Here is a 12,229-nt window from a genome sequence, read left to right as displayed (position 1 = left end):
CGATCCTCGGCATGATGCCGCTCGGCACGAGCGTGGGTCTGTCGGCGCTGGACTTGCTCGGGTCCAAGAAATTGCAGGGCGGGTTGATGGGCGGCAACCGTTTCCCGGTCGATATCCCCCGGCTGGTCGATTTCTACCTGCGCGGGCTGCTCGACCTCGACAGCATCATCGCCGAGCGCATGCCGCTCGATCGCATCAACCATGCGTTCGACGAACTGCGCAAGGGCGACGCCGCGCGCAGCGTGATCGAGTTCACCTGACATGTCCGCGCATCCCGACGACGCGCCCAAGCCGATCGAGGTGGCCGAGAAGGACCGGCTCGATGAGGGCAAGCGGACCACGTGGATGGAAGCGAATGTCGAGGGGTTTGCGGGGCCGCTGAGCTATACGAAATTCGCGGGCGGTCAGTCCAACCCCACGTTCAAGATCGACGCCAAATCGGGCCAATACGTCCTGCGCCGCAAGCCGTTCGGCAATCTGCTGCCGTCGGCGCACGCGGTCGACCGCGAATACCGAGTCATCGCCGGACTGTACCCGACCGGTTTCCCGGTCGCGCGGCCGTACGGCCTGTGCACCGACCCGGACGTGGTCGGCGCCGACTTCTACGTCATGGGCTTCGCCGACGGGCGCAACCTGTGGGACGGCACCTTGCCCGACTACGAGCCTGAAGAGCGCACCGGTATCTACAACGCGATGTGCGACACGCTCGCCGCGCTACACAACACCGATTACGTCGCGGCGGGGCTGGGCGAATACGGCAAGCCGGGCAATTATTTCGAGCGCCAGGTCGCGCGCTGGACCAAGCAATACAAACTCGCCGAAACCGAGCACATGCCCGCGGTAGAGAGCCTGATCGAGTATCTCCCGCGCACCTTGCCCGAGCAGACGCGCACGGCGGTGGTGCACGGCGATTACCGCATCGACAACATGATGTTCCACAAGACCGAAAACCGCGTGATCGCGTTGCTCGACTGGGAGCTCTCGACGCTCGGCGACCCGCTAGCCGATTTCAGCTATTTCCTGATGAGCTGGGTGACCAAGCCCGAAGGCCGCTCGGGTGTCGAGGGCGTGGCGGGCGGCGACAGCGGCATCCCGACGATCGAGGACATGACCGCGCGCTATTGCGCCGCGACCGGGCGCGACGGCGTGCCTGACCTCAACTGGTATTTCGCGTACAATTTGTTCCGGCTGACCGGGATCGTCCAGGGCATCAAGAAACGGATCGTCGAGGGCACGGCATCGAGTGCGCAGGCCGAGAAGTCGGCTGCGGGCGTGTATCGGCTGGCGGATTCGGCCTGGGCCTTCGCGCAAAAAGCGGGCGCCTGAACGACGAGAGGAGAGGGCAATGTCGCTATTCGATCTGACCGGCAAGGTCGCGGTCATCACCGGCTCGTCGAAGGGGATCGGCAAAGCGAGCGCGTTCGAGCTGGCCGAGCATGGTGCGAAGGTCGTGATCTCCAGCCGCAAGCAGGACGCATGCGACGCGGTCGCCGCCGAGCTCAACGCCAAATATGGGAAGGGCACCGCGATCGCCGTTGCGGCGAATATCTCGAGCAAGGACGCGCTGCAGAATCTGGTCGATGAAACCCGCGCCGCGTTCGGGCAAATCGACGTCCTCGTCTGCAATGCCGCGTCGAACCCGTACTACGGGCCGCAGGCCGGCATCACCGACGAGCAATTCCGCAAGATCCTCGACAACAATATCGTGTCGAACCACTGGCTGATTTCGATGGTCGCGCCCGAAATGCGCGCGCGCAAGGACGGGTCGGTGATCATCATCTCGTCGATCGGCGGGTTGCGCGGCACCCCCGTTATTGGCGCGTATGGTATCTCAAAAGCCGCCGACATGCAGCTCGCACGCAACCTCGCGCACGAATACGGGCCGGATAATGTCCGCGTGAACTGTATCGCGCCGGGGCTGATCCGCACCGATTTCGCGAAGGTGCTGGTCGACGATCCCAAGCGCCAGGAAGCCGCCAGCCGGTCGGTTCCGCTGCGGCGGATCGGCGAGCCGGAGGATATTGCCGGCGGCGTGGTGTTCCTGGCTTCGAAGGCGGCGGCGTTCACAACGGGGCAGGTTATCGTGATGGATGGTGGCGTGACGATTTAATCGCAACCCGTCACCCCGGACTCGTTCCGGGGTCCACCGCGCCGATAGCGCGGAACAAGAGGCTCTGGTGCCGGTCAAGCCGCCCGGTGGATGCCGGAACAAGTCCGGCATGACGAATAAGGAGAGTTTGATGCCTAGGTTCACCGACAAATCGATCATCGTCACCGGCGCAGGCTCCGGCATCGGCCGTGCCACCGCATTGCTGTTCGCGCGCGAGGGCGGAAAGGTGGTCGTCGCCGACAAGACCGATGGCGCCGACGCCACCGCCAAGCTGATCACCGACGCGGGCGGCACCGCGGTCGCGATCCAGATGGACGCCGGGCTCGAAGAGGACGTGATCCGCACCGTTCAGTTAGCGGTCGATAGCTTCGGCGGGCTCGACATCATCTTCGCCAATGCGGGGATTTCGGGCGGTATGGCCAACATCTTCGACACCGACGTCGCGCTGATCACCGAAGTGCTGCGCGTTAATCTGATCGGCCCGTATCTGGCGATCAAGCACGCCGCGCCGAAAATCGCGGAGCGCGGCGGCGGGGCGATCGTGCTGACCGCCAGCGTCGCTGGCATCCGGTCGGGTGCCGGGTCGCCGGCCTATTCGGCGTCGAAGGCCGGGGTAATCAACCTCGCCAAGACCTCCGCGCAGCAGCTTGCGGGGTCGAACGTGCGGGTCAATGCGATCTGTCCCGGCCTGACCGAAACCGGCATGACCAAGCCCACCTTCGATTACGCGCGCGAAGCGGGGAAGATGGACCGCGTCGGTCGGCTCAACCCCTTACGGCGCGGCGCGCAGCCCGAGGAACTGGCGGAGGTTGCCGCGTTCCTCGCCAGCGACGCCGCGAGCTACGTCAACGGCCAGGCGATCGCGGTCGACGGCGGGCTGTCGTCGAGCCATCCGGTGACCAAGCAGGAATATGGGCGGACGGCGGTGTGATCGTGATCGTCGGCACCGTTCGCATCCCCGACGGCGCGATCGACCGCGCGCGGCCGGCGATGGCGGCGATGCTGGCCGCCAGCCGCGCCGAGGATGGCTGTCTGGCGTACAATTACGCGCAAGACGTGCTCGATCCGTGCGTTATCCACATCAGCGAGCGCTGGCGCGACCGCGCCGCGCTCGACGCGCATTTCGCGACACCGCACATGGCGGCATGGCGCGCGCAGTTCGGTGCGATCGGCATCGGCGACCGCGACCTTACGCTGTATGAGGCGGACGACGGCGTGGCGGTCTGAAAAGGGGAGCGGGAAGTGGCGAATGAAGGCGAACAGGCCATAGCGGTCAAACCACGCGGTTGGCTTGCCATACTGGGGTTTGCGCTGATCCTGGCCGGCGCGTTGCTTGCGTCGTTGATCCAGACGGCGGACGGCGTTTCGGTGCGCGACATCCGCTTCGCCGGCGCCGACGGGACCGAGATGAGCGCGTTGCTCTATGTGCCGTCCGGCGTGGACGCACAGCATCCCGCGCCCGGCATTCTGGCGGTGCACGGCTATATCAACTCGCGCGAGACGCAGGACGGCTTCGCGATCGAGTTCGCGCGGCGCGGCTATGTCGTGCTGGCGCTCGATCAGACCGGGCATGGCGCGAGCGGGGGCAAGGCGTTCGCCAACGGGTTCGGCGGACCTGACGGGCTGGCCTATCTGCGCGCGCTGCCGTTCGTCGACCGCGACCAGATCGGGCTGGAGGGGCACAGCATGGGCGGCTGGACCGTGCTCGCCGCCGCCGCCGCGATGCCCGACGCGTATCGCTCGATCGTGCTCGAAGGATCGTCGACCGGCAAACCGTTTGCCAAAGACGGGGACCCGACCTGGCCGCGCAACCTCGCGCTGGTCTATTCGCGCTACGACGAATTTTCCAAGCTGATGTGGAACAGCGACCGCGCGATCGACGTACCTAACAGCGCGAAGTTGCAGGCGGTGTTCGGCATCAACGCGCCGGTCGTGGCTGGCCGGTTCTATGGATCGGTCGACGCCGGGACCGCGCGGATATTGTTTCAGCCGACAACGACGCATCCGGGGGATCATTTTTCCCGCGAGGCGATCGGTCGAGCGCTCGATTGGTTCACGATCACACTCAAGGGCGGCCGTCCGCGTCCGGCGAGCGATCAAATCTGGTACTGGAAGGAAGTCGGCACCGGGATCGGCCTGATCGGGTTCGTCGCGTTGATCGCCGGCACGTTTGATCTGTTGAGCCGCAGCCGCCGGTTCCACGCGGTGCGGGGCACAGCGGTGGTTGGGTCGGCGATCCGTGATAGTCGTTGGCGGCGAGGTTTGTTGCTGACGACGTTGGTTCCAGCGCTGTTGTTCTTTCCCGCCTTCATCGCCGGCGCGCTGGGCGTGCCGCCGTTCGGGCTGCTGCCGCAGGGGATTACAAATCAGGTTGTGCTGTGGGCGCTACTGAGCGGCGCGGCGGGTCTGTGGCTGGCGCGGTTCGCGCCGCCGCTGCCGCCTCGAACCGAGGCGCCGTGGCCGGTCGCGATCGGAATCGCCGTCGCGACCGTCGCGGTCGGCTATGCCGTGCTCGTCCTTGTCGACCGGCTGTTCCTGACCGACCTGCGCTTCTGGGTAATCGGGCTGCGCGTTCCGACGCCGCGCCAAGCGCTGATCGCATGCATCTACGTGGTGCCGTTCACGCTGGCGTTTAGTTGGTCGCTGGGCGGTTTGCGGCGGTTCGCGATCGCCGGCGAGTCGCGCGCGGCGGCCTATGGCACCGCGGTCGCGGCGTCGGCGCTGGGCATCACCTTGATGCTGGTGATCATCTACGGCCTGTTCTTTGCCACGGGCACGCTGATCACCGGGTTCGACCCGCTGAGCACCGTCGTCGCGTTACAATTCGTGCCAATCCTGATCGTGGTCGGCTTGCTCGCGACGTTCGCGTGGCGCCGCACCGGCAGTTATCGGCCCGGCGCGGTGCTGATCGGATTGCTCGTCACGCTCTACGTCTGCGCCGGTACCGCGACCCACGCCTGGAATTGATCAGCGCGGCTCGCGTTTCCGGATCAGCCCTTCCTGCGCGACGCTGGCGACGAGCCGGCCGTCGCGGGTGAAGATGCTGCCCCGGTTCATGCCCCGGCCATGCCCCGCCCACGGGCTGTCCATCGCGTAGAGCAACCATTCGTCGGCGCGGAAATCCTCGTGGAACCACATCGAATGGTCGAGGCTGGCGGTCTGCATGCCTGGCGTCATCCAGTTGACCCCGTGCGGCATCATGCTCGTCGCCATCAGTCCCATGTCGCTGGCATAGGCCAGGATCGCGCGATGCATCGCGCTGTCATCGCCCAGCGGAGCCAGCGCCTTGATCCAGCTATACGTCACCGGATCGCGCGCGACTGGGGAGAACCAGTTGCGCGGATGCAAAGGGCGGACGTCGATCGGGCTCGCCCAGCGCAGGAAGCGCGCGCGATGCTCTTCGGGCATGTGCTGCGCCGCCTCGACGCGGAGCTCGCTCTCGGACTGGAGCTCTTCGGGCGGCGGAATGTCGGCGGGGAAGGCGTCCTGATGGTGCAGACCGGCCTCGGCGACCTGAAAACTCGCTGCCATGTTGAGGATCGGCTGGCCGTTCTGCGTCGCGATCACGCGGCGTGTGGCGAAGCTCTTGCCGTCGAAATCGCGCACCACGCGGTACACGATCGGCAACGCGTCGTCGCCCGCGCGCATGAAGTAGGCGTGGAGCGAATGCGCGTCCTTGCCCTCGGCGGAGCGTTGCGCGGCCTGCAGCGCCTGGCCGATCACTTGCCCGCCGAACACGCGCCCGCGCCCGCCGGGGAGCTTGATCCCGCGATACAGGTCGGTGTCGAGCTCCTCGACGTCGAGCAACGTGACGAGCCCGGCGACGAGCTCTTCGGGCGTCAATCGCCGGTGCGGTTTGGAATCTTCTTCAGCCATCAATAACCGGCGTTACGCGCCAATTTGTCGGCATGGAAGTTGGCATCGCCGAACATTTCGGCGAGCACGCGCTGGCGCTTCATGTAGAAGCCGATGTCGAATTCGTCGGTCATCCCGATCCCGCCGAACATCTGCACGCCCTCCTGCACCGCGAGCATTGTGGCAAGCCCGGCCTGTGCCTTGGCGACCGACACGGCCTCGTCGGCGCGGTCCGATCCGCTATCGAGCATCTGTTGCGCGCGCAGCGTCGCGGCGCGCGCGACTTCCATTTCCGAATAGAGATGCGCGGCGCGGTGCTGGAGCGCCTGGAAACTACCGATCAAAACGCCGAACTGCTTGCGCTGCTTGAGATACTCGACCGTCATGTCCATCGTCCCGCCGCCGACGCCGAGCAGTTCGGACGCCGCCCCGGTGCGCCCGGCGCGGAGCAGGCGGTCGAGCGGATCGCGCCCGGCATCGACCTCGCCGATCACCGCGTCGGCGGTGACCTCGACGCCGTCGAAGTCGAGGCGGGTGGTAAGGCTGGAGTCGGCCATGCGCTCGGCCTCGGCGGTCAGGCCAGCGGCACCCTTGTCGACCGCGAACAGCGTCACGCCGTCTTCGTCATCGGCCGACCCCGCCGTGCGCGCGGCGACAATGATGAGGTCGGCGACGTGACCGTGCGCGACGAACTGCTTCTTGCCGGTCAGCTTGAACCCGTTGCCCGATCGCTCGGCCTTGAGCGCGACCGAATCCCGAAACTTCGCCTGCTCGTCGATCGCCAGCGCCGCGACGGTGTCGCCCGACAGGATGCCGGGGAAATACTTGCCCGCCTGCGCGGTACCTTTCAGCGCCTCGACTGCCGCCACAGCGGTGGCGAGAAATGGGGAGGGCGACAGGTTGCGGCCGATCTCCTCGAGCACCACGCCCGCCTCGACATGACCCAAGCCCAGCCCGCCATTGTCCTCGCCGATCAGAATGCCGGTGAAGCCCATCTCGGCGAACGACTTCCATAGATCGCGACTGAAGCCGGTCTGGTCGTTGGCGTCGCGTAGCGCACGCATATGTTTGACGGGGGCATGCTCGGCAATGAAATCCTTCGCCGTGTCGCGCAGCATCGCCTGTTCGTCGTTGAGATAGAGGGGCATCAAACGTCTTTCTATGCGTCACCCCGGACTTTTTTCGGGGTCCACCGTGCCTCAAAAATCGAAGCGTGGGTGGATGAGTGGACCCCGGCACAAGGCCGGGGTGACGGTTGAATTGTTGGGCTAGGACGGCAATTCCAAAATCCGCTTCGAAATGATGTTCAACTGGACCTCGCTCGTCCCGCCCTCGATCGAATTTGCCTTGGTCCGCAACCATGCGCGCGGGCCGCTGCCCTTGTTCGATCGTTCGCTCTCCCATTCGAGCGCGTCGGAGCCGCCCGCCGCCATCATCAGCTCATGGCGCGACTTGTTGAGCTCAGTGCCGTAATATTTCATCATGCTCGGTTGCGCTGGGTGCGCCTTACCCCCCTTGAGATCGTCGATGAACTTTTCCGACATTGCGTTGAACGCCTTAGCGCGGATTTCGAACAACGCGATCTGGCCGCGCAGGATCGTGTCGGCACCCTTTTTCGCCGCCTCGACCAGCGGATTGCCGCCCGCTGCGCCGAGCCCCATCCCGCTGATCATCTCGCGTTCGTGCCCGAGTAGATATTTGGCGACGTCCCATCCCTTATTCTCTTCGTGAACAAGGTTTTGCTTGGGGACTTTCACATTGTCGAAGAAGGTTTCGCAGAACGGCGAATAGCCACTGATCAACAGGATCGGCTTGGTCGACACGCCCTCGCTCGCCATGTCGAACAGCACGAAGCTGATCCCCGCCTGCTTGACCGACTTGTCGGTGCGCACGAGGCAGAAGATCCAGTCGGCTTGGTCGGCATAACTAGTCCACACCTTCTGCCCGTTGACGAGGTAATAGTCGCCTTTATCCTCCGCCGAGGTTTGCAAGCCAGCCAGGTCGGACCCGGCGCCCGGCTCCGAATACCCTTGGCACCAGCGGATTTCGCCGCGCGCGATCTTGGGCAGATGTTCGCGCTTCTGCACTTCGGTGCCGTATTTGAGCAACGCTGGCCCGAGCATCGAGATACCGAATGAATTGAGCGGGTTGCGCGCGCGTATACGCTGCATTTCCTCGCGCAATATCTTGCTTTCCGCCGGCGACAGGCCGCCGCCGCCATATTCCTTGGGCCAGTCGGGCACGGTCCAGCCGCGCGCGCCCATCTTGTCCATCCACGCCTTCTGCGCCGGGCTCAGCATCGATTGGTCGCGCCCGCCCCACACCGCGTCCTTGTCGCTGCGCACCGGCTCGCGCATCTCCGGCGGGCAATTCGCCTCCAGCCAGGCGCGCGTGTCGGCGCGGAAGGTTTCCAGGTCACTCATCGCATTCACTCCTTGGCCGCGGCTGGGCGCGCAAACTGGATCATTTCGATCTGGTGGCCTTCGGGGTCGTTGACGAAGGCGATGCGCATGCTCGGCAGATCGAACGGTGCGCGAGCGGCGGTCGCGCCGCAGTCGAGCGCATGGCTGTACGCGCCATCGACGTCGCGGGTCAGGAATCCGACCGGGCCATAGCCGCTGCCGATATCGATCTCGCGCCCGTCGGTATGTTGGTAGAGCACGAGATTGAACGCCTCTCCAGGCATCGCCAGCATCACTTCGATCAGCCCGGTCATCGCGACGCGGTTGCGCTCCTCGAACCCGAAGGCGCGCTGGTAAAACGACGTCATCGCCCCGGCGTCTTTGACCACCAGCTTGAAGAAATTGAGCCGGAATTTGTATGCCGACAGATCGGCGGCGGGGGCTTCGGCGGTGGCGGTGTCGGTCATGGCATCGCTCCATTGACCAACCGCGCGACGGCGATGGCGGTGTGATCGTTGAATGTGTCTGCGATCACTTGCACGCCAATCGGCATGCCGTCGGGATCGACCCCGATCGGCACGCTGGTCGCAGGCAGCATCGGGAAGGTGGCGAGCCCGGGAAAGGCGAATTGCAGCCCGAAGGGCGTCACGTCGCCATCTATCTCAAGAATGCGTTTGGGCAGCGGCGTCGCGTCGTGCGGGAAGGCAGTGACGCCCAAAGTAGGCGCGATCACAGCATCATACTGGCCGAACAGCTGGTTCCACTGGCGCTTGTTTCGCACCTGTTCGTCTCGCAGATCGAACCATTCGATCAGCGTCGTCGGTGCTGCCCCATCCTGCGGCACGCCGCGCGCGATCGTGATGTTGAGCATTTTCATATAAGCGCGCTGCTGGGTCTCCAGATCGGGCAGCAAATCGCTGGTGCGATCGATGTGTACGCCGAGATCGTGGAGCGCATCGGCCAGTTCATTGAGCGCCGCCGCGATTGGTGTGGCTACGCGCGCCGAGGGATGCTCGTTCAGCACCAGCACGCGATACTCGCTCGCCGGACGGTTGCCCGCGCGCTTGAGCGGATGGTTGCTCAGGATATTGAGTGCAAGCGCCAGATCGTCGGCGTTGCGCGCCAGTGGACCGATCACCGACAATTCGCCCGGCGCACCGTCGGTACCGGGGAAGTAATGGCCGTCGCGGCTCAGGGCGCCGAAGGTCGGCTTATGTCCCCACACGCCGTTGAACGCGGCGGGGACTCGGATCGACCCGCCGATGTCGCTGCCGATTTCCAGCGGCACCATGCCCGACCCCAGCGCCGCCGCCGACCCGCCCGACGATCCGCCTGCGACCCGGCTATGATCGTGCGGGTTGTTGGTGCGCCCGTAGATCGGGTTATTCGATTGCAGATCGGCGAGCAGGGGGGGTACGTTGGTCTTGCCGAGGATAACGGCGCCCGCCGCCTTTAATCGCTTGACCGCGACCGCGTCGTTGGTGGGAATGAAGTCTTTCGCAGGCTCCAGTCCCCATGTCGTCGGCAGTCCAGCGACGTCGAAGCTTTCCTTCACCGTCATCGGCACGCCGAGCAACGAGGCAGTGTCGCCCGCCGCCAGCCGCCGGTCCATTTCCTGCGCCTGATGCCGCGCGCTGTCGAAATCGCGCACCACGACCGCGTTGATCGGCCCGTCGCGCGCTTCGATCCGTGCAATCGCGGCTTCGGTTTCGAGCAACGCGGTGGTTTCGCCCGAGCGGATCGCCTTTGCGGTTTCGATCGCGCCGCGTTCGCTCACGGCGGGGCGGGTGGAAGCGATCGTCGCCATCAGAACTTCTCGCCTGCCTCCGCCTTACGCTTGAGCAATGGCGACACCGCGACGCCATTCTTTTCCAGCCCGGCGACAACCTTGTCCAACCCGACGGTGTTCGCCCAGAACATCGGCCCGCCGCGATATACCGGCCAGCCATAGCCGTAGATCCACACCGTATCGATGTCCGACGCGCGCTGCGCCACGCCCTCATCGAGGATCTTGGCGCCTTCGTTGACCATCGGATAGACGGTCGCGGCGATGATATCCTCGTCGGTGAATTCCTGCTTGGCCTGGTTCGACCGGCTGCGGAAATCCTCGATGATCCCGGCGACTTCGGCCGACGGCGTCGGGTTGCGCTTCTCGTCGTAATCGTACCAGCCCTTGCCGGTCTTCTGTCCCCAGCGGCCGCGCGCGCACAACACTTCGCGGATCGTGTCGAGCTTGGTCGGGTCGCGGTGCCAGCCGATATCGACCCCGGCAAGGTCGCCCATCTGGAACGGCCCCATCGGGAAGCCGAAATCGACCAAGGCCTTGTCGATCTGTTCGGGCCGCGCACCCTGCATCAGCATCGCGTTGGCCGGCCCCTGGCGCTGCGACAACATGCGGTTGCCGATGAAGCCGGGACACACGCCGCTGACCACCGCGACCTTGCCGATCGGTTTGGCCAGCGCCATCACGGTGGCGAGCGCATCGGGCGCGGTCTTGGCGCCGCGCACGACCTCAAGCAATTTCATGACGTTGGCCGGCGAGAAGAAGTGCATGCCGATCACATCGCCGGGGCGGCTGGTGACCGCCGCCATCTCGTCGATGTTGAGGTAAGATGTGTTCGACGCGAGGATCGCGCCAGGCTTGGCGATCGCGTCGAGCTTGCCGAACAGCTCCTTCTTGACGTCCATATTCTCGTAGATCGCCTCGATGATGAGATCGCAATCCTTGAGGTCGTCGAGGCTGAGCGTCGGGGTCAGGATCCCCATCATCGCCTCGACCTTTTCCTGTGTGAAGCGGCCTTTCTTCGCCGAATTCTCGTAATTCCGGCGGATCACCCCGACGCCGCGGTCGAGCGCTTCCTGCGCAGTCTCGACGATCGTTACCGGGATGCCGGCACTCAGGAAATTCATGCCGATCCCGCCGCCCATCGTGCCCGCGCCGACCACGCCGACCTTGGCGATCTTGCGGAGCTCGGTGCCGGCGGGGATGTCGTCTACCTTGGCGGCCTGGCGCTCGGCGAAAAACATGTAGCGTTGCGCGGCCGATTGCGTGCCCATCATCAGCTTCATGAATTCGGCACGCTCGGTCGCGATGCCGTCGGCGAACGAACCGGTGGTCGCGGCCTCGACGCAGCGGATGTTGGCGGCGGGCGCGTCGAACCCGCGGAACTTGCGCGCGTTGGCTTTCTTGAATTCCTCGACCGCTTCGGGGTCGGCAGTTGCAGTCTTTTCGCTGGCGCGGGGCAGGGGGCGTTTGTCCGCGACCTCGCGCGCGAAAGCGATCGCGTCGGCTTCCAGCGAATCCTCGCCGACGATCCTGTCGATCAACCTCGCTTCGTGCGCCGCCTTGGCCGAAATCGGATCGCCGACCGCGGTCATCTGAAGCGCCAGCTTGACGCCCGCGATGCGCGGGATGCGCTGCGTTCCGCCGGCACCCGGGAGGAGGCCGAGCTTGACCTCGGGCGTGCCGATCTTCGCCGACGGCACCGCGACGCGGTAATGACAGCCGAGCGTGACCTCGCACCCGCCGCCAAGCGCGGTGCCGTGGATCGCCGCGACCACCGGCTTGTCGGAAGCCTCGATCATGTCGATCACCGTGCCGAGCCCCGGCCCCTGCATCGGTTTGCCGAATTCGGTGATGTCTGCGCCGGCGAAAAACGTCCGCCCGTCGCACCGAATCACCATCGCCTTGATCGCGTGATCGGCCAGCCCTTCGTTGACGCCCGCTTCCAGCCCCGACCGCACCGCCGCGCCGAGCGCGTTGACCGGCGGGTTGTTCGAGATGATGACGAGCACGTCGTCATGGCGTTCGGTGCGGATCGGCGAGGGAGGGGCGTCGGACATTCTTCTCTCCTGCGTGCTC

At 65.3% G+C, this 12,229-nt stretch carries 11 protein-coding genes and 1 pseudogene; 6 read left to right on the top strand and 6 right to left on the bottom strand.

The features are described from left to right. The 6 genes and pseudogenes from JWM94_RS03775 to JWM94_RS03750 form a co-directional block, all read left to right on the top strand. Nucleotides 1-260 (top strand): annotated as a pseudogene (locus tag JWM94_RS03775) (alcohol dehydrogenase); the annotation flags it as partial. Between the two features lies 1 nt (nucleotide 261). After that, nucleotides 262-1,326 (top strand): phosphotransferase family protein, encoded by a 1,065-nt coding sequence (locus tag JWM94_RS03770; protein ID WP_299422011.1) that lies wholly within the window; start codon nucleotides 262-264, stop codon nucleotides 1,324-1,326. A 19-nt stretch (nucleotides 1,327-1,345) separates the two neighbouring features. Further along, complete coding sequence (locus JWM94_RS03765) at nucleotides 1,346-2,110, top strand: SDR family NAD(P)-dependent oxidoreductase (protein WP_299422008.1); 765 nt, start codon at nucleotides 1,346-1,348, stop codon at nucleotides 2,108-2,110. Between the two features lie 130 nt (nucleotides 2,111-2,240). After that, nucleotides 2,241-3,041, top strand: coding sequence for an SDR family NAD(P)-dependent oxidoreductase (locus tag JWM94_RS03760; protein ID WP_299422005.1), 801 nt, complete (start codon nucleotides 2,241-2,243; stop codon nucleotides 3,039-3,041). A 2-nt stretch (nucleotides 3,042-3,043) separates the two neighbouring features. After that, nucleotides 3,044-3,337 (top strand): putative quinol monooxygenase, encoded by a 294-nt coding sequence (locus JWM94_RS03755; RefSeq protein WP_367185860.1) that lies wholly within the window; start codon nucleotides 3,044-3,046, stop codon nucleotides 3,335-3,337. A gap of 15 nt (nucleotides 3,338-3,352) precedes the next feature. Continuing rightward, entirely contained in the window at nucleotides 3,353-5,077 is a 1,725-nt protein-coding gene (locus JWM94_RS03750; RefSeq protein ID WP_299422000.1) for an alpha/beta fold hydrolase, read from the top strand. Here JWM94_RS03750 and JWM94_RS03745 read toward each other — a convergent pair whose 3' ends face one another. The 6 genes from JWM94_RS03745 to JWM94_RS03720 form a co-directional block, all read right to left on the bottom strand. After that, complete coding sequence (locus JWM94_RS03745) at nucleotides 5,078-5,986, bottom strand: acyl-CoA thioesterase II (RefSeq protein ID WP_299421998.1); 909 nt, start codon at nucleotides 5,984-5,986, stop codon at nucleotides 5,078-5,080. Next, nucleotides 5,986-7,113, bottom strand: coding sequence for an acyl-CoA dehydrogenase family protein (locus tag JWM94_RS03740; RefSeq protein ID WP_299421995.1), 1,128 nt, complete (start codon nucleotides 7,111-7,113; stop codon nucleotides 5,986-5,988). The genes JWM94_RS03745 and JWM94_RS03740 overlap by 1 nt, the downstream gene beginning before the upstream one ends. Before the next feature lie 120 nt (nucleotides 7,114-7,233). Continuing rightward, the gene (locus JWM94_RS03735) at nucleotides 7,234-8,388 is read right to left on the bottom strand and encodes an acyl-CoA dehydrogenase family protein (protein ID WP_299421993.1); all 1,155 of its coding nucleotides are present in this window, start codon (nucleotides 8,386-8,388) and stop codon (nucleotides 7,234-7,236) included. A gap of 5 nt (nucleotides 8,389-8,393) precedes the next feature. Continuing rightward, nucleotides 8,394-8,834, bottom strand: a complete 441-nt coding sequence (locus tag JWM94_RS03730; RefSeq protein ID WP_299421990.1) for a VOC family protein — start codon at nucleotides 8,832-8,834, stop codon at nucleotides 8,394-8,396. Then, nucleotides 8,831-10,174, bottom strand: a complete 1,344-nt coding sequence (locus tag JWM94_RS03725; RefSeq protein WP_299421989.1) for an amidase family protein — start codon at nucleotides 10,172-10,174, stop codon at nucleotides 8,831-8,833. The genes JWM94_RS03730 and JWM94_RS03725 overlap by 4 nt, the downstream gene beginning before the upstream one ends. Continuing rightward, a complete protein-coding gene (locus JWM94_RS03720; RefSeq protein ID WP_299421987.1) occupies nucleotides 10,174-12,210 on the bottom strand; it encodes a 3-hydroxyacyl-CoA dehydrogenase NAD-binding domain-containing protein in 2,037 nt (678 codons plus the stop codon). The genes JWM94_RS03725 and JWM94_RS03720 overlap by 1 nt, the downstream gene beginning before the upstream one ends. Nucleotides 12,211-12,229 lie beyond the last annotated feature (19 nt).

This window comes from Sphingomonas bacterium (genome assembly GCF_028289855.1).
In the GTDB taxonomy this organism is placed as follows: Bacteria; Pseudomonadota; Alphaproteobacteria; order Sphingomonadales; family Sphingomonadaceae; genus Sphingomonas.
Note: the sequence above shows the minus strand (reverse complement) of the source record. Positions and strands in the feature narration are given on the sequence as shown.